General features: G+C 45.3%; 24 protein-coding genes. 7 read left to right on the top strand and 17 right to left on the bottom strand.

The annotated features are described in order from the left end of the window. Positions 1 to 7: 7 nt before the first annotated feature. From MKX41_RS31315 to MKX41_RS31300, 4 genes are all read right to left on the bottom strand, one after another. Positions 8 to 787: an adenosylcobinamide amidohydrolase gene (locus tag MKX41_RS31315; RefSeq protein WP_340974641.1), complete on the bottom strand. Its 780-nt coding sequence runs from the start codon at positions 785 to 787 to the stop codon at positions 8 to 10. 574 nt (positions 788 to 1361) lie between these two features. Next, a complete protein-coding gene (gene cobD / locus MKX41_RS31310; RefSeq protein ID WP_340974640.1) occupies positions 1362 to 2450 on the bottom strand; it encodes a threonine-phosphate decarboxylase CobD in 1089 nt (362 codons plus the stop codon). A 336-nt stretch (positions 2451 to 2786) separates the two neighbouring features. Next, positions 2787 to 3533 (bottom strand): type I methionyl aminopeptidase, encoded by a 747-nt coding sequence (map, locus tag MKX41_RS31305; protein WP_340974639.1) that lies wholly within the window; start codon positions 3531 to 3533, stop codon positions 2787 to 2789. A gap of 7 nt (positions 3534 to 3540) precedes the next feature. Next, positions 3541 to 4125: a TetR/AcrR family transcriptional regulator gene (locus tag MKX41_RS31300; protein WP_149645163.1), complete on the bottom strand. Its 585-nt coding sequence runs from the start codon at positions 4123 to 4125 to the stop codon at positions 3541 to 3543. 282 nt (positions 4126 to 4407) lie between these two features. Here MKX41_RS31300 and MKX41_RS31295 point away from each other — a divergent pair, with 282 nt between their 5' ends. After that, on the top strand, positions 4408 to 5409 hold the full coding sequence (locus tag MKX41_RS31295) for a lipoate--protein ligase (protein WP_042185606.1): 1002 nt from the start codon (positions 4408 to 4410) through the stop codon (positions 5407 to 5409). Between the two features lie 84 nt (positions 5410 to 5493). On the opposite strand, the gene MKX41_RS31290 is transcribed toward MKX41_RS31295, so the two are convergent. Further along, a complete protein-coding gene (locus MKX41_RS31290; RefSeq protein ID WP_340974638.1) occupies positions 5494 to 6207 on the bottom strand; it encodes a metal-dependent hydrolase in 714 nt (237 codons plus the stop codon). Positions 6208 to 6436: 229 nt separating this feature from the next. Between MKX41_RS31290 and MKX41_RS31285 the strand changes: the two genes are divergently transcribed. Then, positions 6437 to 7384: a DMT family transporter gene (locus MKX41_RS31285; RefSeq protein ID WP_076284092.1), complete on the top strand. Its 948-nt coding sequence runs from the start codon at positions 6437 to 6439 to the stop codon at positions 7382 to 7384. 12 nt (positions 7385 to 7396) lie between these two features. Further along, on the top strand, positions 7397 to 8200 hold the full coding sequence (locus MKX41_RS31280) for a Cof-type HAD-IIB family hydrolase (RefSeq protein ID WP_060624902.1): 804 nt from the start codon (positions 7397 to 7399) through the stop codon (positions 8198 to 8200). Between the two features lie 279 nt (positions 8201 to 8479). Here the strand turns inward: MKX41_RS31280 and MKX41_RS31275 are convergent, their stop codons facing one another. Then, on the bottom strand, positions 8480 to 10279 hold the full coding sequence (locus MKX41_RS31275; RefSeq protein ID WP_340974637.1) for an ABC transporter ATP-binding protein: 1800 nt from the start codon (positions 10277 to 10279) through the stop codon (positions 8480 to 8482). A gap of 282 nt (positions 10280 to 10561) precedes the next feature. Here MKX41_RS31275 and MKX41_RS31270 point away from each other — a divergent pair, with 282 nt between their 5' ends. Beyond that, the gene (locus MKX41_RS31270) at positions 10562 to 11779 is read left to right on the top strand and encodes a sugar efflux transporter (protein ID WP_340974636.1); all 1218 of its coding nucleotides are present in this window, start codon (positions 10562 to 10564) and stop codon (positions 11777 to 11779) included. A 29-nt stretch (positions 11780 to 11808) separates the two neighbouring features. On the opposite strand, the gene MKX41_RS31265 is transcribed toward MKX41_RS31270, so the two are convergent. From MKX41_RS31265 to cysT, 5 genes are all read right to left on the bottom strand, one after another. Beyond that, positions 11809 to 12600: an MBL fold metallo-hydrolase gene (locus MKX41_RS31265; protein ID WP_340974635.1), complete on the bottom strand. Its 792-nt coding sequence runs from the start codon at positions 12598 to 12600 to the stop codon at positions 11809 to 11811. A gap of 209 nt (positions 12601 to 12809) precedes the next feature. Next, positions 12810 to 13877: a sulfate ABC transporter substrate-binding protein gene (locus MKX41_RS31260; protein ID WP_340974634.1), complete on the bottom strand. Its 1068-nt coding sequence runs from the start codon at positions 13875 to 13877 to the stop codon at positions 12810 to 12812. Positions 13878 to 14197: 320 nt separating this feature from the next. Beyond that, positions 14198 to 15262, bottom strand: a complete 1065-nt coding sequence (locus tag MKX41_RS31255; protein ID WP_042124940.1) for a sulfate/molybdate ABC transporter ATP-binding protein — start codon at positions 15260 to 15262, stop codon at positions 14198 to 14200. A 1-nt stretch (position 15263) separates the two neighbouring features. Continuing rightward, positions 15264 to 16061: a sulfate ABC transporter permease subunit gene (locus MKX41_RS31250; RefSeq protein WP_340974633.1), complete on the bottom strand. Its 798-nt coding sequence runs from the start codon at positions 16059 to 16061 to the stop codon at positions 15264 to 15266. Continuing rightward, positions 16058 to 16873 carry a sulfate ABC transporter permease subunit CysT gene (cysT, locus tag MKX41_RS31245; RefSeq protein WP_042185592.1) on the bottom strand — a complete coding sequence of 272 codons (816 nt, stop codon included), beginning with the start codon at positions 16871 to 16873 and terminating at the stop codon, positions 16058 to 16060. The genes MKX41_RS31250 and cysT overlap by 4 nt, the downstream gene beginning before the upstream one ends. A 206-nt stretch (positions 16874 to 17079) precedes the next feature. On the opposite strand from cysT, the gene MKX41_RS31240 reads away from it, so the two are divergent. After that, the gene (locus MKX41_RS31240; protein WP_042185590.1) at positions 17080 to 17481 is read left to right on the top strand and encodes a secondary thiamine-phosphate synthase enzyme YjbQ; all 402 of its coding nucleotides are present in this window, start codon (positions 17080 to 17082) and stop codon (positions 17479 to 17481) included. Positions 17482 to 17622: 141 nt separating this feature from the next. Here MKX41_RS31240 and MKX41_RS31235 read toward each other — a convergent pair whose 3' ends face one another. From MKX41_RS31235 to MKX41_RS31225, 3 genes are all read right to left on the bottom strand, one after another. Further along, complete coding sequence (locus MKX41_RS31235) at positions 17623 to 18204, bottom strand: TetR/AcrR family transcriptional regulator (RefSeq protein WP_076284085.1); 582 nt, start codon at positions 18202 to 18204, stop codon at positions 17623 to 17625. Between the two features lie 4 nt (positions 18205 to 18208). Further along, the gene (locus MKX41_RS31230; RefSeq protein WP_076284084.1) at positions 18209 to 18841 is read right to left on the bottom strand and encodes a YigZ family protein; all 633 of its coding nucleotides are present in this window, start codon (positions 18839 to 18841) and stop codon (positions 18209 to 18211) included. A gap of 131 nt (positions 18842 to 18972) precedes the next feature. After that, positions 18973 to 20328, bottom strand: coding sequence for a glucose-6-phosphate isomerase (locus MKX41_RS31225; protein WP_076298278.1), 1356 nt, complete (start codon positions 20326 to 20328; stop codon positions 18973 to 18975). Positions 20329 to 20562: 234 nt separating this feature from the next. Between MKX41_RS31225 and MKX41_RS31220 the strand changes: the two genes are divergently transcribed. Continuing rightward, a complete protein-coding gene (locus MKX41_RS31220; protein ID WP_076298279.1) occupies positions 20563 to 21462 on the top strand; it encodes an NAD(P)-dependent oxidoreductase in 900 nt (299 codons plus the stop codon). A 179-nt stretch (positions 21463 to 21641) separates the two neighbouring features. Here the strand turns inward: MKX41_RS31220 and ppnP are convergent, their stop codons facing one another. Both ppnP and tkt read right to left on the bottom strand, forming a co-directional pair. Next, positions 21642 to 21959, bottom strand: a complete 318-nt coding sequence (gene ppnP / locus MKX41_RS31215) for a pyrimidine/purine nucleoside phosphorylase (RefSeq protein ID WP_042185578.1) — start codon at positions 21957 to 21959, stop codon at positions 21642 to 21644. 33 nt (positions 21960 to 21992) lie between these two features. Then, complete coding sequence (gene tkt / locus MKX41_RS31210) at positions 21993 to 24035, bottom strand: transketolase (protein ID WP_340974630.1); 2043 nt, start codon at positions 24033 to 24035, stop codon at positions 21993 to 21995. A 302-nt stretch (positions 24036 to 24337) separates the two neighbouring features. Here tkt and MKX41_RS31205 point away from each other — a divergent pair, with 302 nt between their 5' ends. Then, positions 24338 to 24970: a hypothetical protein gene (locus MKX41_RS31205; RefSeq protein WP_340974629.1), complete on the top strand. Its 633-nt coding sequence runs from the start codon at positions 24338 to 24340 to the stop codon at positions 24968 to 24970. A 66-nt stretch (positions 24971 to 25036) separates the two neighbouring features. On the opposite strand, the gene MKX41_RS31200 is transcribed toward MKX41_RS31205, so the two are convergent. Next, positions 25037 to 25816 carry a GNAT family N-acetyltransferase gene (locus MKX41_RS31200; RefSeq protein ID WP_076284079.1) on the bottom strand — a complete coding sequence of 260 codons (780 nt, stop codon included), beginning with the start codon at positions 25814 to 25816 and terminating at the stop codon, positions 25037 to 25039. Positions 25817 to 25835: the final 19 nt, after the last annotated feature.

Below are 25835 nucleotides of genomic sequence, written 5' to 3'. Positions count from 1 at the left end.
ATTCTCATTAGCTGTCCTTCCTTGCCTGAACCGATAGCAAACTCCCTGTCACAGCGCTATATACAAGACGCCCGATTGCGCCCCCAAGATCGGTAGCGGTTCCGGCGTAAACATGCTCTGCCTTGAATCGCCCACTTTGGCTCACAGCGAGCACTATCGCATCCGTAGTTGTTCCGGTAGCGATCAGGCCATTCTCGGGATCGGTAATCCCGAGGTCTGCCAGTGCAGCAGCTTTGGCTTCGACAGCTGTCTGCACAGCATTGACCATGGCCGCCGGTGTCAGGCGGCCATCAATACCTAGCATTATGTTAATCGTACCCGGGCGATAAACAGCCAGCACATTGCGTTCCACACCCGCGCGCGCAGCATTTCCTGCGGCGGCAGTAACGCAAACAAAAATACCCGCTGAGCCTATGTCTTCCTCAGCTACCGCTGCATGCTCTAGCGGTACTGCCGTCATCAGACCGGCACAGCCAGACATTGAATAACCCCACTCGCGGAGCTTATTCTCCATATCCTGAACAGGATCACTACATTCATAATTGCGGTCAACATATAAATTGACGGCCCTCTCTAGCCGATTCATTCCTCCACCATAGAACGCACTCGATAAACCATCTGCTTCAGCAGGTAGCTCTAGTAGCAGATGGTTTCCCTTCCACTGTAAAGCAAGCCCTGGCCAGATGGCCGAATGGTACTCTTTTACGCCTCCTGCGAGGTTAAATGGAATCTTTACTTGCACCATATATCGATCTTGCTCCTTCCACAGCACATTACTTTTATCCATTCATCCAATCAGCTTCGCGGTCGCGCCTGTACTTCCCCAACCGCCTCACTTAGAAACTACCTAATTCTCTATTTCAGCAAATGACTATCTGCTCTAAAATCTACTCCAACACATGCCCCAATATCCACCTAAAAATCCGTCCCTCACCCATCTATTGCACTTTATACAACAGATTCGGCTTTATTCACTGGCAAAAGCCATTCTGCTGTATTCCTTGCAATAGAATGTCACGTAAAAACCTAATTCGCATCATTTTCCAAATTTCTATTGTACACAGTGCTATAGAATCGAATTACTGCGCCAGCAAAGCGAGTTCTGTTGTACGAAATACAACGAATGCACTTTGGAGGATGTCCATCAGAAGCTATCTCACCAAACTTTGTCACAACCCTAAGCATGCGAGCTGAAGCCCGCCATCCGGTATCAAATCGCAACTTCTGCGGTACTTGAGTCACTTATTCATTAGAATCCCTGCCTTCTCTACGCCGCGAGTGTCACTTACAGTAGACTCCCATCCCCCTGCGCTACACCAGACACTTTAACAGCAAACCCGCTGCCCTCTAAGCTACACAGTTCACTTATCCGCCAGAATTTCCTTCATCTGTTTTAGCAGCCGGACATTATCCTCATGTCCCTTAACGGCTACTCGGATATGCTCGTCTCCTAGACCGGGGTACATAGCGCAGCTGCGTACCAGTATACCGACACGCCCAAGACGGGTCTGCATCTCAGCCGCACTCCACGGCGAAGGCAGGCCACAGAGCAGAAAGTTGGCTTCGCCTGGCGGCACTTCGCAGCCTAGCTGCATAAGGCCTTGACGAAGCAGCTCCCGTTCCGTGGCGATCAGTTCGCGTGTGCGACGTCCATACTCGTGCCCACACTCAAGGCAGGCTTCGCCCGCCAGCAGCGCCAAACCATTCACGCTCCAGGTAACCTGCTTTCCGGTCATCGCCTTTGCCAGCTCCGGATGCGAAATGGCAAACCCGAGACGCAGTCCGGGAATCGCATAAAATTTCGTCATCGACCGCACCAAAATCGTATGCGGAAACTGATCCAGATCCGGCAAAAGCGTATTTCGTTCTGCTTCTGGAATAAAATCAATAAAGGCTTCATCCACAGCCAAATACGTCCCGTAGCTTTCAGCTTTCTGCGCTAACCAGCGCAGCTCATCCACAGTATACTGAACGCCATTAGGGTTGTTCGGCTGTCCAAGGAACAGCAGATCAACCTTCTCCAGCAGCCCGGCAATCTCATTCACTCCAGCTCGGAAGTGCTGTTCCCTTGTCCCCTGAACAGATAATACTTCTGCGCCGAATTGCACAGCTAGCTGCCGGTACTCAGAGAAACAAGGTTCTACGATACCTACCTTTTGCGGAGCAATCGCAAGCAGCAACAATGCCATAGATTCTGCGGCTCCGTTGCCTACTGTCAACCAACTACTATGTACACCAAGGTCCTCTGCTAGCAGACTTTTGAAGCGTCGATGTCCAGGGTCAGGGTAGGCAACCACCGTAGACAATGCTGTTCTAAGTAGCTCTAAGACGGCTGGCGGAGGCCCGATAGGATTGATGTTTGCACTGAAATCAAGAAATGTGCCACCAGCCTCCTCATAAAGTTCCGCAGCTGTTAGCAAATCACCACCGTGGCCGTATTTTTCAAGCATATTTACACTCCCTCTATCCACTTTCGTTTGTTCGATATGTATCTCATTGCCACCATTATTGCGTCTTTACCGGGATTACGTCAATGCTCACTAAAGGAAATACCTGAATACCCGTTTGCCTCAAATCGACATTAAAATCTACGAGATGTCAAAAGATAATAAAGTTCTAGACTGGCAGCCTCATCAGATCTATGGACACGCTGTCCCGAACCCGCTTCGGCTTGAAGATGGGAACGGGATATCGTCTACATGATCACCTGTACAATAAAGAAAGATGCTATGCCGAATACGAAAAAAAGAAGTCGACCATTTCGTTGGTCGACTTCTAATTTTTTTCTATTGCGCGGTCAAAATTTGTGGACCTTCAGCCGTAATGGCAATCGTATGCTCGTATTGGGCGGCGAGCTTGTTGTCCATCGTCCGTGCGGTCCAGCCGTCCGGATCGATTGTCATCAAGTAGGTACCTTCGGTGATCATGGGCTCAATCGTGAACACCATACCTTCCTTGATACGGGGGCCTTTTCCAGGCTTGCCGACATGCATATAAGTCGGCTCCTCGTGCAGGTCGCGGCCGATGCCATGAGCGAGAAGGTCGCGCACGACGCCGAAACCGTGTGATTCCGCATGCCGCTGAATCGCGCTCGTCACGTCGCCGAGTCGATTGCCGGGCTGAGCCTGCTCGATGCCCAGGTTAAGACATTCCTTCGTGACACGCATCAACTTCTCGGCCATCGGCGAGATCTGCCCGACCGCATAACTCCAGGCCGAATCGCCGAGCCAGCCATCGAGCTCAGCGACCGTGTCGATCGTCACGATATCGCCTTCCTCAAGTGGTTTATTGCTAGGGAAGCCATGCGCGATTACATCGTTGGCGGAGGCACACGTCACATATTGATAGCCTCTATAGCCTTTCTGGTATGGCTTTGCGCCGTGCTTCAACATAATGTCCTCGAATATGCGCTCAATCTCGTTGGTGGTAATACCCGGTTTGATAAGCGGGGCGATTGTACGATGACATTCAGCCACCACTTGGCATGCCTTGCGGATAGCCTCAATTTCATGCTTGCTTTTTAAAATGACCATGTTCGTATCAGGACCCCTTCGTAATAGCTTGGATAGCGAGTCGGGCGATTCGATCGACGTTCAGATCGGAATTGCCCGCATAGTAGTGCAGCCCACAGCAACCGACCAGCACGGCAAGCATATGGTCGACGCTGTCGTCTTCGCACTGGGCGATCGATTGGAGTGGAACGTAAAGGCGTTCCATAAACCGTCTCTTGGCGTGGTGTCGATCCCTTTCAGACAAGCCTACATAATGTTCCGCCGCCATTTTGTAGACGAGATATGCGCGGGCGTCCGACTGCCACAGCTGGAGCAGCGCTTTACAATACATCAACAACTGCCTGTCATCCGGTGGGCTGCCGCTGATGTTCGCCCATTTGGCGATAACTTGCTCACATCGCTCAAAGCCGCTTTCTAATACATCTTCTATTAATAAATGCCGGTTGGGATAATAATGGTATACTGTGCCGTAACCAAGACCTGCCTCGCGGGCGACGTCGCGAATATCAAAGCTGCCGCCCGTGCGAAAGTAGGAGCGCGCGGCGACGTCCAGGATCTGTTCTTTGCGCTGTATGCGTATGAGCTCATTTTGTTCTTTGGTACGGGGGCACATAGCGTGTAACCTCCTTATTTAGACCTGCAAATTTGTCAATATAAAAATAGTAACCCATGGGCTGAAGAAATGCAAAAGATTTTGTTGATTTTCGATAAAATGAAGTACTGAACAATAAGACTGGGCGCTGGAAATTCTTCAATTTAAAAATCGCATTCATTCAACGAATCCAGCCTAATACTTTATTTCCACCGAATCACGAAGCGATCTCTTTTGTTAAAAAACTGCTTTTGGTTTAAAATGAGAACTGTAATCAATTTTGCTGCAACGGAGGAATTCACTATGATTTTTATTGATAACACAGGGATTACTGACGCTTCCATCAATTTGGCGATTGAGGAATATGCGCTGAAACACTTGCCGATGGACGAGAGTTACCTGCTTTTTTATATTAACAGCCCATCTATCATCATCGGTAAACATCAAAATACGATTGAAGAAATCAATCAGGAATATGTTAAAGAGAATGATATTAAGGTTGTGCGGCGTTTGTCCGGCGGTGGAGCTGTCTATCACGATCTCGGAAATCTTAACTTCAGCTTCATTACTAAGGACGACGGCCAATCCTTCCATAACTTCCTGAAATTCACCCAGCCGGTGATCGACTACTTACAAAGCATGGGTGTAAACGCTGAGCTTAGTGGACGGAATGATCTTCAAGTCGGCGAACAAAAAATTTCCGGCAACGCTCAATTCTCCACACGTGGACGCATGTTCAGCCATGGCACACTGATGTTTGACCTCAATTTGGACAATGTACAAGCTTCTCTAAAAGTAAATCCAGAGAAGTTCAAATCGAAGAGCACCAAATCCGTACGTAGTCGCGTAGCCAACATCAAAGAGCTGCTAGGTACAGACATGACCATTGAAGAGTTCCGCTCCGGTCTCCTACGTTCGATCTTTGGCATGGAGCCATCCGAGGTCCCTCAGTATAAGCTTCAGGAAGCAGACTGGGACAAAATCCACGAAATTTCCAAAGAGCACTACCAGAACTGGGACTGGAACTACGGTCTGTCACCAAAAAGCAACGTCAAACACACACGTAAATTCCCTGCTGGAATTATTGATATTCGTATGGATATTGAGGATTCCCTCATTAAGGACATCAAAATCTATGGTGACTTCTTTGGGGTTGGTGACGTAGTAGATGTTGAAAATGCACTTCGTGGCAAACGTTATAATGAGGCAGAGGTTAGAGAAGCATTAGCTGATCTGGATTTGAAGCATTATTTCGGACGTATTGAGCCGGAGGACTTTATCGGACTGGTTTTCTTAGAGGAATAGTTACACAAAAATAAAGGGGCCTGCTTATCCTATGCGCAATTTGCGTAAAGAATAGACAAGCCCCTCTTTCATATTCATTTTAGTTCAAGGAGAAAGTATAAATACATAGACAACGAACGCTAGAGTCAGCATGATGCAGATGTTCTCTACGGCTCCACCTTTTTTCGTGCCTGTACTCATTAGCTTTAGACGCAGCTTAAAGGGAATTGGCGGCAATGGTGTAATTCCTCTTTGAGTAAGGGAGTCTGCCAGTAGATGAAGTGCATACGACATACCGCCAGCTATCCACAGACTGCCACTATCATTTATACCCGCTGAGGCAAAATACAATAAGGCGCTCCAGCCCGCAACTCCATACAAGGTATGTGTCAGTCCACGATGAGGAACAACCGATGAGACTACAAGCACGCACGCTGCAATGTAGTTCCATGGATCATAGGCTTCCCCGAACGCAAAGAGTGCTATGGCAATCAAGATCATGACCAAATGGCGCAGCTTTCGACTAGGCAGGAAAGATACACTTCCGACTAGCAGTGCAAGCACAATATTCCAAGGACGTTCCACGATTCCGGCAAAATAGAGATAGATCGCCGCGCCTATCAAAGCAATTTGCAGCGCTCTTAATAGAAATTCTGGAATCGCCTTGCGCACAAGCAGCGAATTCGGTTCATCAATATCAGGCAGCAAAGAGCTTAACGCTGCGACCGCAATAACTGGAATCGTAATCTCGTGTGACATCAAACTCATTACAGATAGGGTAACCCCAGTGCTGATTATTAAATGGGATCTGCCCATCATGGTGAAACCGCTCCTTTCTAAGATGCGAAAAACAAGAACAAATGTGCGGTTATCGAAGTATATCAAGACCCTGTTTTTTTGTCTAGCCTAATCCCTTAAATCCCTTTAAATATAAGCCTTTGAGCGATTCCTATCTTGTCCTCCCCATGAATATACGATACAATTTGGACAACTTGACCTTGTCGTTCTTACAAGGACGGCATTTGCCGAAGAGAGGATGACCTAAGAAGTGAAGCGTTCCCGTATGGCCGATTTTAGCCTGCTACTTGTGGCGATGATGTGGGGATGCACCTTTCTGATTGTTCAAAATGCTGTCAAAGTGCTCCCTCCACTCGCGTTTAACAGCATCCGCTTTACAGGTGCTGCCCTGTTGCTGGCTCTAATCACTTTTATTTTTTACCGCAAGGAGTGGAAACAGCTAAGTTTCCGCATGGTACGTGATTCTCTGCTGCTAGGCCTTTTTTTGTTTATGGGCTATGGCTTCCAGACCATGGGACTTCTATATACAACCACCTCCAATACCGGGTTTATTACCGGTCTATCGGTCGTATTGGTTCCGTTTCTCTCTCTGGCGCTACTAAAGCATGCCATTTCACGTTACACTTGGTTCAGCGCGGCGCTTGCCGCGGTAGGTCTTTATCTGCTGACCTTCACCGGCTCTGCCTTGTCCCTGAATAAAGGCGATGCTTTGATCTTGCTCTGCGCCATAGCTTTTGCGCTACAAGTCGCATATACTGGCGTTTATGCACCTCATTATCCGGCGTTGCCGCTGGCAACCTTGCAGCTCGCCTTCGTTGGACTGTTCAGTATTGTCGCTTCGCTTATCTTTGAAGGAGCTGCACCGCTGGCACACAGCGCAGAGCTTATCAAGGACCCGGACGTTCTCTGGGCACTTTTAATCTCTATTGGTCCTACCAGCGCTTTTGCTTTCTGGATTCAAACCGCTTGCCAGAAGTACACTACGCCTTCCCGGGTAGCCATTATTTATGCCACAGAACCTGTATTCGCTGTTCTGACAGGCTTAGCCTTTGGCGGAGAAACGCTTGGTATGTCCGCTCTGCTCGGTTGTGGTTGTATTCTGGGAGCTATGCTTATGGCAGAGCTGAGTCCGGAACCGGGTCAGAATCAACATAAAAAGAATTATTTTTCCAAATTACATTTATTTAGAAAGAGATAAGGAGAGAGACAAATGTACAAATTGATCGCGATTGATATTGATGACACTCTAATTAACGATGATAAGGAAGTAACACCCGCTACACAGACTGCGCTTGAAGAGGCTGTAGCCGCTGGCGTTGTTGTAACCCTTGCTACAGGCCGAGCTTATGCTTCTGCACAAGCCATTGCCCGTCAAACTGGACTTAACGTGCCAATCATCACTTACCAAGGCGCACTCGTTAAGAACTTGCTCGATGAAAAGGTACTATATGAGCGTTACGTACCACAAGATGCGGTACACAAGCTGTTCACTTACTGTGTGGAGCATAATCTGCATTTGCAAACTTACATTGACGACAAGCTGTATGCCCGTGAAGACAACCAGAAGATCAAAGATTATACAGACCTGAACAAAACGCCATATTATATTGAACCAGATTGGGAGAAGCTTGTCCCACAAAAAACACCAAAAATGCTGATTATCGATGATCCTGCATTCTTGGATGAGCTGGCTCCAATTCTACGTGAATTGCTCGGCGATTCCGTGCATATTACCAAATCTAAACCACAATTCCTAGAAATCATGCATCATGAAGGAACCAAGGGAATTGCGCTTGAATTCCTAGCCAATCATTTTGGTTGTGATCTCTCCGAGACTATGGCTATGGGTGACTCTTGGAACGACCATGAGATGCTGGAAGCTGCCGGTCTTGGCGTTGCTATGGCGAACGCTATTCCCGCGCTGAAAGAAATTGCTGATTTCATAACCCTAAGCAACAATGAAGATGGCGTAAAATACGCGATTGATAAATTCATTCTCAATAAAGTGAACTAAATCGGCTGAACTTAATAGTTTTAGTGATAAAGTTCAGTTGCAACTACGGTGAATATTTGGACTTACGGTCGCTGTTAGGTTTGAATTTCATGATTTAAACCGTTGTCAACGGTAGAAATTCAAACCTAAAGGCGATCGCTTACGCTCCTACAGTTCCAAACTTTCCCCTCCATTGCTCCTTCCTTTACCTCAAGTTCTTAAGTTCAATCTATATAAATTCACTTTTTTAAGAAAAGGGTGTTGCTACGCCATATTTTATGACGTTGCAACACCCTTTTGTTATTTCAGCAAGCTCGGTATTCCTGTAGATGCAAACTCTAATGCCTCTTGCTCACCCTCCCCAGCCTCTTCCTCTTCCAGCTGAGAATAGTACAAGCCATGATATCTTCCTTCTGCTGCAAGTAGCTCCTCGTGGGTACCACTCTCCACAATTTCACTGTTCTCCATCACTATAATGACATCAGCGTTCTGAATCGTTGATAGACGGTGAGCGATAACGAGTGTGGTTTTGTCTCCCATTAATTTACGAATCGCTTGCTGCACCAGCTTCTCCGATTCATTATCAAGCGCAGCAGTAGCTTCATCCAGCAACAAAATTGGAGAGTTCCTAAGAATCGCTCTCGCAATCGATAGTCGCTGGCGTTGTCCACCGGACAGGCGTGAACCTTCCTCACCGATATCTGTATCGAGGCCCTCCGGTAAGTCCATTACAAAATCATAAGCGTTCGCTTGTCGCAAAGCTTCCAGAATTTCATGCTCATCTGCATCTGGATTTCCATTTCGGATGTTATCACGGATACTTCCTGTATAAAGCCCAGACTCTTGCGGCACATAAGAGAAGTGACTCCTAAGTTTGGCTAAACTCATCTCGCTTGTCTTCTCATTATTTATAAACACTTCACCCTCATCAGGTTCATATAACCCAAGGAGTACCTTAAAAAGTGTAGATTTCCCTCCACCGCTCGGTCCCACAATTGCCATTTGAGCCCCTTTGTGAAGCTCTAAGCTGATTTTGTTCAAACTACGTCTCTCCGCTCCCGGATAAGAGAAGGATACCGAGGACATGACCATACGCTCAAATTCAGGCTGTTTCGTAGCTGCTTCGGGTAAAGCCTCCACTTCTACAGGGCTATCCAACACTTCAAAGATCCGTCCCGCCGCCCCAAGTGATTGCTGCATCGAATTGATCAGTCCTGGCAATGCCGAGAACGGCATCACTAAATAATTCATGAGCTGGATGAAAGCAATCATCGCACCGACCTCAAGTGATCCTTTTGCCACAAAATAACCAGCCACGACCAGCGCCAGAAGAAACGTAAAGTTTCCCAAAAAAGAGGAGAATGAGCCAGTAGCTCCCTCTATTCTTCCCCGTTTTAATTCTTCGGAAGTGATATTCTCACTATGTTCCTGATATTGCTTCATTAGTCTGCGTTCAATGCTAAAGGATTTAAACACCATACTACTGCCTAGAATGTCATGTAAAAAGGAAGTAATCTTGCTCATATTAGTCTGAATCTTCACACTGTTCTCACGCATCGCTGAACCGAAGATTTTTCCCGTAAGGAACATCAAAGGACCCATTGCAAAACAGATCAATGCCAGTAGCCAGTTAATATAGAGCAAATAACCAAAAGCCGCGAGAGCAAGCAAAGGGTTACGGATTAAATCAATCATTACCTCGCCGGTAGCATTACCCACAGATTGATTATCATTAGTAAAGCGGGACAACAAATCTCCGGAGTGATTACGGTCAAAATAAGACTGAGGAAGAGCTAAAGCATGTCGCATCATATCTAGCCGCAGTTCATTTCTGATCTTGGCTGAGATTTTATTTTTGAGATAGCGATCGAAAAAACCGTTGATTGCACTCACTAATAAGTAGATTAATCCGAATATAACCAGCCCTTTAAAAGCTTTCACATCAAGTCTAACCGCCGCATCCGTAATTACTGAGAGCAGCCAAGCAATCGTTAAATCCAGAACAATCCCAAATAAAGTCGTAAACAATAAAACCGTATATAAGAGCTTGTGCCTTAACATGTATGTACTTAATCTTGAGAAAACACCTTTCTGCTTCAAAAAAATCAGCCCTCTCCCCTATTAGCTACTTATTACTCCCTTCCTGTCGTTGATAATTATTCTATATATGTAAATATAAGACGGCAATACTTTCTGATTATAAAGGATAAGCATGATTCTGAATACCGAATGCAATAGATATCACAAAAGGGACATCAACAGTCTGAGATTTGTCCGAGTGATGCCCCTTAGCCAAATCGCATATATATTGTTGCTGTCTTTTTCATGTATACTAGAACCAGTTTGACTATCTTAGCAAAAATAGAGGAGTAACTTCACAACATGATCAAAAGACTTACTGCACTATTTTCAATTCCCTCTTATGCCTTACTCTTTTTATGTATGCTACTTCAGGGAATGGGGATTTCACTCAGTTCACCCTTCTTATCCATTTATTTCACGGAACAGCTTGGCGTATCTGTCGGATTGTTTGGTGTTTTTCTAGCCACCACGTTAATTGCCGGAATATGGATCAGTACACTAATCGGGAGACGCTCTGACCTCGGCTTAAATCGAAATAACATTTACCTTGTTGCCACACTCTGTAATGCGCTGGCATATAGCGGGTACTTGCTCATTCAGGATTTCACGATCTTGTTCATCTACATGATTGTGTTCACCGCCCTCGGTGCACCAGGGATGCCTCAATTGTTCGCCATTGCTAGAGAAGCAGTGAATAAGAGCAATTTTACGGATACTGCGTTTGCTAATTCTACCTTGCGTTCAGCTTTCTCTCTTGGCTTTATTACAGGTCCTTTAATCGGCACCCTGCTAATCGCTGCTGTTGGGTTTAAGGGGATTTTCACGGGTACGATCGGAGTATTCCTGCTTGTTGCCTTACTCGTTTTCTTCTTTCTCAAATCAAATACAGATACAGAGCTGAGCAGCAACAAGGCTGAAGTAAAAGTAAAAACTTTCCGGCTCAGTCAGAACCGCAATATTCTGCTTCCTTTTCTGATTCTGATACTCATGTATGTAGCTCACTGGACGAGCAGCATCAATACGGCCCTCTTTATTACAAACAATTTAGGGGGATCGACAAGTGATGTCGGTCTAGTCAGCAGTATATGTGCTGCGCTCGAAATTCCATTTATGATTATGCTCGGTCTACTCAGTGCGAAGTACAGTAACCGAGCCTTGATGATGTGTGGGGCCATTTTAGGAGGAGCATATTATCTCGTTGTCATTTTCTCAGGCGAGATGTGGCAGATGCTTGCAGCCCAAGTTCTACTAGCCGTTTTCGTTGCTGTGATATCAGCAATTGGCATTAGCTACATCCAGGATCTGCTCCCAAACATGCCTGGGTATGCATCCACTCTTTACTCTAATTCATCCACGATCGGTAGACTGATTGGGAGTCTTGTTGGCGGGGGCTTAGCCAGTATTGTAGGTTACCGGTATTCATTTGTGCTCTGTTTTATACTCATCATTGTTTCCTTAGTCATGCTCGCGGTAAGCGGACGTCACCCTTTAAATGAACCAGAACAATTAACTGTTTAATCCGTTTATTTCTACTTGCCCATTCTCTTCTAAAGTGAAGAGACTGGGTTTTTGTATATTGGAATTCTCATACCTGTCTGGGCTAGAGTAACGTTCTCCGGTAAAATATATGCTTCTCTCATATCTACATCATGCGACATATGGGTATACACTGCCTTTTTAGGCTTCACGATTTGCAGTAGCTCCGCTGCCTCCGTCATGTCGTACACAGAGCGAGTGGATAGCTCCGCCGCTTCGTAATAGAAGCTTGTACCAAGGACCAGCAAGTCCGCCCCATGCATCAGGCGTGTCTCCTCAGCCCCAAGAGATATGGAATCAGGACAATACACCCATGTATAACCCTCCTTCTCTAGCCGAAAGGCGTACGAATATCCATTCTTACCATGGTTTACTTTCCAGGTATCTATCTTCCAGCCGTCCAGTTCTATCCCTTCATCACAGGGAATCATCTCGATGTGATTTCGCAGCCAAGGGTATTGCCGTTCGATAATAGGAATAACTTCTGCTGGAGTATAAAGTTCACCCTTAATGCCCGTCCATCGACAAGCATCTGCCCATTCCGGTAGCCCACCAATATGATCAAAATGAGCATGCGTCACCAGCAGTCTTCGCATATTCAGAACTCCCTGCGCCTCCATCTGACGTCGCCAATCTGGCCCACAATCAATCACTAGAAAGTCACTGCCATTATCTATAAGTACAGAGGAACGCAGCCTTGTATTGCTCCCATGCTCCCTTGCTTCTGTGCAGGTCTCGCAGCTGCAATATATCCGTGGAACACCCATGGCATCCCCAGTACCCAAAAACACCAACGTATCCATAATCTATCTCTCCTTCAGTTCCCATCAAGGAAGTCTTAAATTATCATATGTCTATCTTAAAGATGCTCACCAAAATATCCCCACAAAGTGAAGCTTTGCTTCGATGCGTACCCAGGTACTTTGCGGGGGCCCCAAATATATACTTTCGTCAAAAAAGTCATCCCTTAAGCAGTTGCCCTGCTAGGATGACTCTATTTTTACACCTCTACCTATATTCCGGCAAGTACCTGATACCAAATTCCCCGCTTGGAATAAAGCGTGCTTCGCACCTCATCCCAGCCCCCTAAATAATTGATATCGAAGAGACCCGCTGGATCGGGGTAGCGGCTTTTGTTCTCCGCATAGACCTGTTTATCTACGGGACGAAAGCCATATTTTGCAAAGATCTCTTGTGCCTGTGGGGTCATCAAGAAATCAACTAATGCTTCTGCTGCCGCGCGTGTCCCATGCTTATCCGCATACTTCTCTACGACAGCCGCTGGGTTCTCAATCAGCATTGTATTTTTAGGAATAATGATTTCATATTTAACACCCTGAGCAATCCGGGCCAGCAGTTCATTCTCATAGGTGACAATGACATCACCCACTCCATACTCGAAGGCAGCCATAGATGCGCGTCCGCTCTTATCCAAAGACTCCACATTGGCATGTACACTTTCTAAAAAAGCTTTCGCTGCTGCTGGATCCTTAACGCCCTCTTGCTCCTCTGACAGCTTCAGACCAGCCCCATAGATCGCGTTAATATCCCACTGCGCACCACCGGATGTTTTGGGATTTGGGTATAACACTTTAATCCCTGGCTTGGCTAAGTCCGCAAAATCGTGAATTCCTTTGGGGTTTCCCTCACGGGTACCCAGTGCGACTACCGAACGTGTCACCATGCCTTGTTCACCCTGCTCTTTCCACGTTGGCGCTACGAGTCCAGCCTTAACCAGCTTCTCGACATCACCTTCCATGGCTAGCAGTGTAACATCCGCTTCGAACCCGCCTACGATTGCACGTGCCTGTGTTCCGGAAGCTTCATAGGACTGTTGAAAACTAATCTCCTGTCCACTATCCGCTTTCCACTGCGCTGCAAATAACGGCAAAATATCTTCCATCGCATCCTTAGCCACACTGTATGCGCCAACGACTAACGTAACATCCCCTTGCTTCGAAGGATCTGCCATCGTCGTAATCGCCTTCTCATTCCCGCAACCGACTGCTGCCAGCGTGAGTATGGCCAGTATTAGGGCAGCAAAACATCCGTGCAGTTGTCTGCTCCTTTTGAAATTCATTGCGGCCCACATCCTTCGAGGTAATGATTTTAATATTTCCTTGAAAGTAGCTCTATGGCTGAACTTAAAATTCAAGTAACCAACGTTCGGTATTTGCCGTAATTACGCGGAATGTTTGGACTTCCGGCCGCTGTTATGCTCTAATTTCTTGATTGGAACCGTATTACGGTTGAAATTAGAGCATAAAGGCGGTCGCTCCGCTCCTACAGTTCCAAACTTCCACTCCATTACTTCATACCTTCACATCAGTTCCTCTAATCCTAGCTCATCACATTCGCTACTCTTCAAAAAAATTGAAAATCATTTTATTTATTTTTATATTAAATAAATATCGGCATCGGATCTTCTTTCAGGTTGTTCTCCTGGATCCAGCTTCGCTCATCATTAAACAGGTAAGCGCGGTGCACAAGAACTGAGATATCCTGTCCCGGCTGCAATGTTTCTTTCTCCAAAGAACGGTAAGTGACCAGTTTATGACCATTAACTTCAACCTCAACGAGCCATTCACTTCCACGGAAATGCAGATGCTTTACGACGCCTTTTTCCGTAGCTGAAGCCATCTTGAACTCATGCAGGTTACCAACTTCAATATACTCCGGACGAATAAGTGCTTTGGTAGGCTTACCATCTCCAGCGCCTTTAAAGCCTTTCACCTCAGAAGCATCTTCAATCAGTGTCGACTCCCCGATGAAAGTTGCCACAAATGGTGTTTTAGGCTCCTTATAAATATCCCAAGGCGTACCCTTTTGTTCCAACTGCCCTTGGTTGATGATCATAATCTCGTCCGCGACTTCAATCGCTTCGTCTTGGTCATGCGTTACGAAGATGGAAGTGATGCCAACACGCTCAATCAGCTCACGTAGCCAAGCGCGCAGCTCCTGACGGATCTTCGCATCAATAGCTGCGAAAGGCTCATCTAAGAGTAATAGCTGTGGTTCAGGCGCGAGTGCACGAGCAAAGGCCACACGCTGGCGTTGTCCACCAGATAGCTGATGCGGATAACGCTTCTCGAAGCCTTTTAACCCCGTAAGCTCTACCAGTTCCATAACACGATCACGAATGGCGGTTTTGCTGGCCTTTTTAACTTTTAATCCAAATGCAATATTATCAAAAACAGTCATATGCTTAAATAATGCATAGTTCTGAAAGACAAAGCCGATCCCGCGCTCTTGAGGAGGAAGATTGTTAACTGTCTGACCATGAAAAATGATCTCGCCATTATCCGGTGTCTCCAGCCCTGCGAGCATACGAAGAATCGAAGTTTTACCGCCACCACTCGGGCCGAGCAGTCCGATCAGATGACCTTTTGTAATGGTGAAATTGACGTCCTTGACCGCATGAAAATCTCCAAAATGCTTATTTAATCCCCGCACTTCCACATGCATATTACTGCACTTCCTTTCTTCTCTTGGTCCATTCCATCAATAACAGTAGACCTGCGGAAAATGCAGCCAGAACTAGCGCTATTCCTCCAGCAGCCATTACATTAAAATTCTCAACATCCTGATAGACTAGCGTCGTCGCCGTCTGGGTTTTGTTCATAATGTTACCCGAGACCACGAGCACTGCCCCGAACTCACCTAGTGAACGAGCCACCGTAAGGATGACCCCATACACAACCGCCCAACGAATCGAAGGCCAAGTCACCTTCCAAAAAATTGTCCAGCCACGAGCGCCCAGTGTAGAAGCAGCTTCCTCCTGCTGTGAACCAATCTCCTGAAGCACCGGCATTACCTCACGCACCATTAAAGGAAAGGTTACGAACAAGGTGGCAATGATCATTCCAGGAATCGCATAAACGATCTTCAGCCCAATTCCTTCAAAAATCGCACCCAAGGCGCTATCCGGACCCAGCAGCAGGACAATCATCAGCCCGCCAATGACAGGGGACACAGCATAAGGCAAATCAACAATACTGTTAAGCAAGCCCTTTAGACGTCTATTTATCCAGTTCGCCCGGACAAGATACAGCGCCATCATAATTCCGAACAACGTATTTAATAACGTAACTACGATCACAACAAGCCCAGTCATCATAAGCGCATGCAGCGCTTCAGGCCTAGTCAGAGCATTCCAGAAACCACCAAATCCTTCACTAAAAGCACCTATAGCCATTTTCCCTAGCGGTGCAGCGATTAGCAGAAAAAACACCAAGTAGGTGAGTCCGATCCACAATTTTCTCATGAGCGTCTCCCCCGCATCTGCAGCATATTAATGAGCCAAAGAATGAGAAAAGATAAGGTCAAGAGAATGACAGAAACCGCTGCTGCGGAAACCGGATTATCACTTTCAACTTCACCAAAAATAAAAACAGAAGATACGAGTGTACGACCTGGAATATTGCCTGCTACGAGGACTACAGCGCCGAATTCAGCAAGTGCCCGCGAGAAGGCGAGCATTCCACCGCTGATCATCCCAGGAGCCATAGAGGGGAGAATAACATGCCAGAAGACTCTAGTTCCCTTGGCACCCATTGTATATGCCGCTTCCTCTTCGGAAGGATCAAGTTCCTCCAGCAAGGGCTGAACCGCTCGAATCACGAAGGGAAAGGTTACGAAGACCATAGCAATTACGATTGCCGGTTGATGAAAAACAATTTCAAAACCAAGCGCTTCTGCAGCCTTGCCGATAAGACTACCAGGTCCGAGCAAGAGCAAAATCATCAAACCGCCAACTGCCGTCGGCAGTGCAAATGGTAAATCCACAAGACTATTAAGCAATGCTTTACCAATGAATTGATAACGAATAAGAACCCAGGCAATCATTGTTCCTAAAAAGACATTAATTAAAGTAGCGATTATCGCCAGCTTTAAGGTTAACAGCACCGACTTCCAGGCAATCGGGTCACTTATGCTTTCCACAAAATTACCGAAACCCAGTGAAAAAGAGTTGTAATAGACCCCAAGTATAGGCAACACAATCAATACTACAAAGTAGAGCAAAATTGTAGTTCGGAAACCCCAAGTCCAACCTTTGTGTCTAAGCAGAGAATTCAATGATTTTGCCCTCCCACCTCCGGATAACCGGTCGGTATACTAACCAACATCTCCATTAATTATTCCTATTTATATACTTGGTTTTATATTATTACTACTTTACCAAATCCTTCTCGTTGTCGTCAATTACTTTCAAGTGAATTTGGGGTAAAATATATATAACAAAGGTTAGGAAAAAGTGGCACATCACAGGAAGGGGAATGATTATGCTGCATACACTGGAGATTACTACAACGAAACGGGATGAATTACGGGATATTACTCGTGAAGTCATTTCTTTTGTGAAAAAAAGCGGGGTGCGTAGCGGGGTGATCGTAGTTTATTGTCCACATACCACCGCAGGAATTGCAATCAATGAGAATGCAGATCCTGATGTGAGGCATGATGTTCTGATGCGTTTGGATGAAGTCTACCCTTGGGAGCATCCGAAGTATCGACATGCTGAAGGCAATACTGCCTCCCACCTTAAGTCTATTACATCCGGACCTTCCCAGAGCATAATCATCCATGATGGCGAACTATTACTCGGACGTTGGCAGGGTATTTATTTTTGTGAGTTTGATGGACCTAGACGTAGACAATGTTTCTTGAAAATTATTGAGGGATAAACGATGAATGGCCGCTTCCGTTATTGCTACGGAGCGGCCATTAAAATATAACTAGAATTAATTATTACTTTGACCAAGCAGAGAAGTAGCGTTATACCAATGCACAGCTTTAAAGTGTGAACTTATAAAAAAAACAGCATGTTAAAGGCTGCGACATAAAACCTTGATATGAGCTGATGCTGCCTCTTTTACATCCTCAAATGATACTTTATCTTGGATATAATAAGATATAAATCCGTGAGCGGATAAGAACAAGGTTAGCGGCACGTTCTGCCAATCCTCGGACACATATCCCTCTTCCTTCATATGACGGCGTACAATACTTGAGAATAAATCAAAACATCGTCCCTGCTCTGCTCTACAATAAGCCAGCAGCTCTTCATCACGAATCATGAACATAATTTCATACTGATAAGGATGATCTATTCCAAACCTTATAAACTCCATAATTAGCTGCTCTACTCGAGTCATACCCTCTTCAGGTGGCTTATTCATTACTTGACCAAGCAAAGTAGCCACATGATTAAAATCTTCGACAACAATGGCGTAGAACAATTCCGCCTTCTCTTTGAAATGATAATAGAGAGAGCCGTGGCTGTATCCCAAATGCTGACCGATGCTTCGCATTGAAATTGCTCGATACCCTTTGGTAATAAACAGATGCCTAGCGGCCTCTAATATTCTTTCCCTCGACAACTCCTGCTCCACTGCTCTCCTTGCCATATACCTAATCCCCTTCGCTGTAGTAAATCCGCCGCCCTTCTGTTACCAAGGCTTGCCCTTGGGTTAGATCTGTTATCCATGCCATAAATGCGTCTCCCTCATCATTTCGCGGTAAACATAACAACGTTACTTTATCGGTGAACAAAGTCTCGCCGGTCTGAATACCCCTTCCCCGAAGTTCGTTCTCAACCTTGCCTAGCCAAGTGTAATCAATTTCTACGAATACCTCTCGTCTTAGCACACGGGTGATTACTTCTCCTGCTTCAAGCGCAAGCACTGCCCCATCCGTATAAGCTCTAATCAGCCCTCCGGCACCCAGCATAATGCCTCCGAAATAACGGGTAACAACAATTGCGACATTTTTAACTCCCTGGTTGCGAATTACTTCCAAAATCGGTTTGCCGGCTGTTCCACTCGGCTCCCCGTCGTCCGATTGCCTCTGGATTTCGTCTCGCTCCCCAATCACATAAGCAGAACAGTTATGCGTTGCGTCCCGATGTTTCTTCTTGATGTCTTCGATAAACAACAATGCTTCTTCTTCATTCTCAACTGGCATAACATGACCAATGAAGCGAGATTTGCGGATTACGACTTCCTTAGAACCGGAAGATCGCACCGTTCGATATTGTTCTAACATAATTATTCCAGTCCTTATATACATATGATGTCTTCATATAATGTCAGGAGCAGCCCCGGTATTGGATTACCTATGGACTGCTCCTGGTGACTTACACTAGTATGAATGGTCTCTAAATTACTGCTGCAATACTATTCTGTAAGTCTTGCTTCCAGCTCTGCCTTTTCTTTTTCGTAACCCGGTTTGCCAAGTAGCGCAAACATGTTTTTCTTGTATGCTTCAACGCCTGGTTGGTCGAATGGGTTAACACCGAGCAGGTAACCGCTGATGCCGCAAGCTTTTTCAAAGAAGTAAACCAAATAACCAAATGTGTATGGTGTTTGATCAGGAATAGTAACGATAAGGTTAGGTACTTGACCATCTGTATGCGCAAGCATTGTACCTTGGAAAGCCTTCTTATTTACGAAATCCATAGTCTTTCCTGTTAAGAAGTTCAAGCCATCCAGATCATCAGGATCGTTCTCAATGGTCACATGATGAGCCACTTGTTCTACTTGGATTACCGTTTCAAAGATATTACGGTTACCTTCTTGGATAAATTGACCCATGGAGTGTAGATCCGTAGAGAAATCAACGGAAGAAGGATAAATTCCTTTGAAATCCTTACCTTCGCTCTCGCCAAACAATTGTTTCCACCACTCCGATACAAAGTGTAAGGAAGGCTCATAGTTCACGAGAATTTCAGTTGTCTTACCTTTGCGATACAGAGCATTACGAACTGCAGCATATTGATAAGCTTGGTTAGTAGCTACATCTGGATTATTGAACTCATCCGCAGCGGCAGCAGCACCTTGCATCATCTCTTCAATGTTAATACCTGCTACAGCGATTGGAAGCAAGCCTACAGGTGTCAATACGGAGTAACGTCCGCCTACATCGTCTGGAATGATGAAGGATTCATAACCTTCTTCAGTAGCCAATTTCTTAAGGGCACCTTTTTCCTTGTCTGTAGTAGCGTAAATACGTTTGCGAGCTTCTTCTTTACCATATTTCTTCTCCAGCGCTGCGCGGAAAATGCGGAAAGCAATGGCTGGCTCAGTCGTAGTTCCTGATTTGGAGATTACGTTCACGGAGAAGTCTTTGCCTTCTACTAAATCAAGCAAATGCGTGATGTATGTAGAACTGATGTTATTACCAGCGAAATAAACTTCTGGAGTTTTGCGCTTATCTTTAGAAAGGTTATTGTAAAAAGAATGCGAGAGCGCTTCAATCGCTGCGCGTGCTCCCAGATAAGAACCACCAATACCAATTACAATCAGTACTTCGGAATCGCTCTGGATCTTCTTTGCGGCTTGCTGAATGCGTGCGAATTCTTCCTTATCATAAGCTGATGGAAGATCAATCCATCCAAGATAGTCTGAACCTACACCAGTCTTATTATGCAACTGTTCGTGCGCTAACTTAACTGGAGCGGCAAGGTTGTCAATTTCTTGTTGGTTGAAGAAAGTAAGGGCTTTGGTGTAGTCAAAATTAATCTTCTTAGACATCGGTAATGGAAACCTCCTGTTTATCTCTTTAAATTTGAAACCGCTTGTTACAACTTTATAATTAGGATACTTTAATTTGCCTTGACTGGCAAGGTCTTAGGGCACATCCCGGGCTTTAGAACCAAGTTTTCGAAAGTTTCATGGAAGCGTTTCCCGCATCATTAGGCATGGCTGAGCTGTGGTGCTAGCCTAAGTGCCGTGATAGAATGAAGAAAACGGAAGGTGGCTATACAAATGAAACAAATCGGTTTTATCGGACTTGGAACAATGGGAGCGCCAATGGCTTCCAACTTGCTTCGTGGCGGCTTTCAGGTGACGGTGTACAACCGTACAGCAGCTAAATGTAAACCTCTTGAAGCAGAAGGTGCCCAGACTGCCCTTACGCCACGTGCCGCCGCTGAAGGTAAGGATGTTATTATTACCATGATCAGTAATGATGATTCGGTTCGTGAAGTGTTTTATGGTCAGGATGGTATTCTTGATGCACTTAAGCCAGGCGGCTTAATTATTGATTCCAGCACAATTTCTCCAGGACTAGTTCACGAAATTGCCACTGCTGTAGAAGCTCGAGGTGGACATTTCCTTGACGCGCCAGTGACCGGAAGCAAGCCGGCAGCTATTGAAGGAACCTTGGTGTTCATGGTTGGCGGCAGTGCTGAAGTTATAGAACAGCATCGCGATATATTCGATACTTTGGGCAAAAAGCTGATACATATGGGTGAGAACGGCAGTGGTGCTGTAGCCAAGCTGGCTCATAATGCTATGGTCGGCATTCACAACGTTGCCCTAGCTGAAGGATTCGCTATCGCTGTAAAATCAGGTGTTCCAGCTGACAAGTTCCTTGAACTAGTGCAGCTTGGTTCTGCGGGTAGCAAACAAGCAGAGCTTAAAGGCCGTAAAATCATAGAAAATGATTTCAGCAATCAGTTCTCCCTTGCATTAATGTTAAAGGATTTGAAGTTAGCCTCCGCCCACAGCGATTTCACAGGCGTCCCTTCTCCAATGCTGGGACTAGCTAAAAGCATGTTCCAAGCTGGGTTTACCCAAGGCTATGGCGACGAAGACCTCTCCGCTGTAGTGAAATGCTATGAAGAGTGGATCGGACAAAAAATGGGTTCTACTGTATCCGAATAACATTTCACTTACTCATGACCGTTTCCACATGATTTCCAATGTGAGAGGCGGTCTTTTTTAACGAATTTCCAACCTAAAAATACGAACGCTTGTTTGCAATAATAATACTAAATTATTCTTTGTAGTGCAAGAAAAAAAGGAAGCCCTGCTTTTCAGCAGAGCTTCCTTTAGTTATGTCTTTATAGAACCGGGTAAGAACAGCAATAATCAGTTACTTCAAATACTTCCAACGCAAATTTTGAGTTGCCAGGGACATTGAACGTTGCCGCTCCCTTAATCTCCTGCCATACCTCAGTGCCGGGAAGCAGCACTTTAAGATCGCCGGACAGAATCTCCATAATTTCAGGACCATCCGTACCAAATTCATATACACCAGGCAACATGATACCAAGGGTGACCTTAGTTCCATCCTGCAAAATTACCGTACGGCTTGTTACTTGTCCGCCATAATATACATTGGCTGCTTTTTCAATCGTTGCGTTGTTAAACTGACTCATTACTTGTTCTCCCCCTAATGATTATTCAGTTAATTACAGAAGTGCTTTCACACGGCTAACTACGTTCTCAACAGTAAAGCCGTATTCTTTCATTACTCTGTCTCCAGGTGCGGAAGCCCCGAAAGTAGTGATGCCGAGGATATCGCCTTGGTCACCAGTGTAACGTTCCCAGCCAAAGGTTTGTGCCATTTCGATTGCAAGACGAGCCTTAACTCCTGGAAGAATTACGGAATCACGGTATTCTTTATCTTGTTTTTCGAACAGATCCCAGCTTGGCAAGCTGATTACACGAACATCGATACCTTCTTCAGCCAAAGCAGCTTGTGCTTTAACAGCCAATTGTACCTCAGAACCAGTAGCGATCAGTTGTGCTTGTGGAGTGCCATTCTTGGAATCAGAAACAACATAACCACCACGTTTGATGTTTTCACGAACGCCATCAACTGTTCCAGCAAGAATTGGCAAGTTTTGACGAGTCAGAACCAAAGCAACTGGATTCTCTTTGTTTTCCATAGCATAAGCCCATGCTGCAGAAGTTTCGTTAGCATCAGCCGGACGAATAACAGTCAGACCTGGGATGATACGCAGGGAAGCCAATTGTTCGATTGGTTCATGCGTAGGACCATCTTCACCAACTGCAATACTGTCATGTGTCAGTACATAGGTTACTGGCAATTTCATGATCGAAGCCAAACGGATGGCTGGACGCAGATAGTCTGTGAACACGAAGAATGTTCCTCCGAATACTTTAAGACCCGTATGCAGTGCAATACCGTTCATTGCAGCAGCCATACCAAACTCACGTACGCCGAAGTAGATGTTGCGGCCATCATAAGATTCTGGTGTGAACGATGTCAAACCATTCAAATGTGTCATAGTGGAACTTTCCAAGTCAGCGGAACCACCCACAAGCTGAGGAACGCCAGCAGTCAGACCGTTAAGCGCACTACCGGAAGCTACACGAGTCGATACTGCCTTATCTTCAGTAGTGTAAGTTGGGAGGTTAGCATCCCAGCCTTCTGGAAGATCGCCGTTGATTACTGTTTCGAACTGTGCAGCAAGCTCTGGATATGCTTTTTTGTAAGCTGCGAATTTGTCATCCCAAGCTTTGTTAGCTGCGATTCCGTTTTTCTTCACTTCTGCAAAATGAGCACGCACTTCGTCAGGTACATAGAAATCTTCTTCGTATACCCATTTATAGAAATCTTTGGTAAGCTTAGCTTCTTCTGCTCCAAGTGGGGAACCGTGAGTACCGCCATGGCCGCCTTTACCTTGTTTGTTAGGGCTACCATAACCAATTACAGTTTTCACTTCGATCAAAGTCGGTTTGCTAGTCTCAGCTTGAGCTTCAGCAATCGCTTTGGCAATAGCCGGAAGATCATTTCCGTCTTCAACGCGAAGTACTTGCCAACCATAAGCATCAAAACGTTGAGCCACGTTCTCGGAGAAGGAAAGGCTCAATTTACCATCAAGGGAAATATCATTTGAATCATACAATACAACCAATTTGCCCAGTTTCAAATGACCAGCGAGTGAAGCGGATTCGGAAGAGATCCCTTCCATCAGGTCACCATCACCACAAATAGCGTAAGTATAGTGGTCAACCACTTTATGTTCATCTTTGTTGTAGGTAGCTCCCAATTGAGCTTCAGCCATAGCCATACCAACAGCCATACCAATACCTTGTCCAAGTGGACCTGTTGTTGCATCGACACCAGCGGTGTGACCTACTTCTGGGTGACCCGGAGTCAAGCTGCCCCATTGACGGAAATTTTTCAATTCTTCCATAGGAAGATCATAACCACTAAGGTGCAACAAGCTGTACAGAAGCATAGAACCATGTCCTGCGGACAATACAAAACGGTCACGGTTTACCCATGTTGGATGATCAGGGTTGTGTTTCATTGTTTTTGCAAACAATTGGTAGCCCATTGGTGCAGAACCCATTGGCATACCTGGGTGGCCGGAGTTTGCTTTTTCAATGGCGTCAATCGCCAAAGTACGAATCGTTGTAATGGACAGGTTATCTACAGTTGAGTTTTCTTCCTTTTGAATCACTTGTTCTTGTTCACTCATTTAATAGTTCCTCCTCTGAAATCTCAAGAATGTCATTTTGACTCTTATTGTATCATTAGTGTGGAAGCAATTCCAATTGTTTTTAAAAACTCTTTATTTGAACAGCTTATCTTTTGCAATATCGACGTATTTATATACACACAAGAACTATGAGACAAGCCAGAATTGCACTAGTCTATGGTCTAGTTTTTAATTGCGACTAAAGATTGTTTTACAATGCTCAAATATACAGTAAGATGGAGTTAGTTAAGCATAATTTTCATTCATTACCCAACATTTCCTAGTGGAAAGGAACTTTGAACATGAGTTCGAATAAGGACATCTTTATTGTGCTTACCGGTACAGGTACGGCCTTTAGTGGTTTTATTAAGTGGTTTACAAAAGCCGATCTGAATCATGCTTCGATCGCCTTTGACTGTGAACTGCGGGAGGTATACAGCTTCGGAAGAAAAAAAATGCACAATCCATTTGTGGCAGGACTAATCCAGGAGAACTTTATCGACCCTTTTTATAGCAGTGCTAATTGTTCCATCTATCAGTTGCGTGTTAGCGCTGAGGAATACGATACGATGTACAATCACGTCCAAGGGATGATGCAAAATCAGGAGCGTTATAAATACCATCTTTTAGGATTAATCGGTGTGCTTCTGAATATTAAAATCGATAGAGAAAATGCTTATTTTTGTTCCCATTTCGTTGCCTCTTTATTTGAAGAAACTGCAGTTCAGCCTGTGAATAAGCCTTCCTGCTTCGTTACACCGGAAGATTTCGCGCTTTCACTCTGTGCACATAAGATTTTTACTGGCAAGCTATCCTATTATTTACGCAGAGCTCAGAGAGCCTCTTCGCGCCCATCCTCTTTACCATTACATACTACTTCGGTTGCCGCACGAATGATGCGAATGAATGAAGACCGGACTGAAGGGGTCGTTTAAAAGGTTCTATGCTTGTGAAAAAGGACTAAGCGGATTTAAATCCGCTTAGTCCTTTTTCATTAACCATCAAATAACAAATTGGACCATGTACTGTTTGCACATAAGCTCAAAGCCGATGGATTGATATAGAGAAATTGCGCCTACATTTTCCTCAAGGACATTCAAATACACGTTAGAGGTAACCCTTCCCCCCGCTCGGGTGAGCTCGGCACAGATCTTTTTCCCGTAGCCTTGCCTTCTCCATCTTACATCCGTTCCGATGTTCCCCAATTCAACGTAATCTTCGCTATAAATATGGTATCCACCTACCGCAATCAGCTCATGTTGTTCCATCACACCATAGAACGGATACTGTAATTCTTCTTTTGAGAACGCCATTGTATCTAAATCGGCCATTTTCGACTCAATAAGTTCAAAATAAGGGGGACCCAAATGTAAAACGCTTGTATCCACCGGTGGTAACGCTTCTTGATGGATATGCTTCATTAGAAGCAGTTTTTTGGGTGACTTAACAAGTTCAAGCTGTGAAGCGAGTACAGCCATAACTTCTTCATTCACAATTACATTACCGACAGCATTGTCAGGTAAACTCAATTGATCTTTCATAAATGCAAGCACGGACCGGAGACAGAATGACTTCTCCACAGGGAATACGGAAAACGCATAGAACGAAAGCCCTCTAAAAAAAGCCAATACGCCGAGCAGCTCCCCATACTCTGTAAACTGTCCATAGTGTACCGTATTATGCTTACGAGCTGTAAGGTATGAATAGTATAAAAAATGCTGTTCCCTATTAATCGAACTCAAGATTGATTTCATTTCCGCTGGTGTTAACTCTCGAATCATGTCCCCTACCCCTATCAAT

The organism is Paenibacillus sp. FSL R5-0475 (assembly GCF_038004585.1).
GTDB lineage: Bacteria > Bacillota > Bacilli > Paenibacillales > Paenibacillaceae > Paenibacillus_AQ.
Note: the sequence above shows the minus strand (reverse complement) of the source record. Positions and strands in the feature narration are given on the sequence as shown.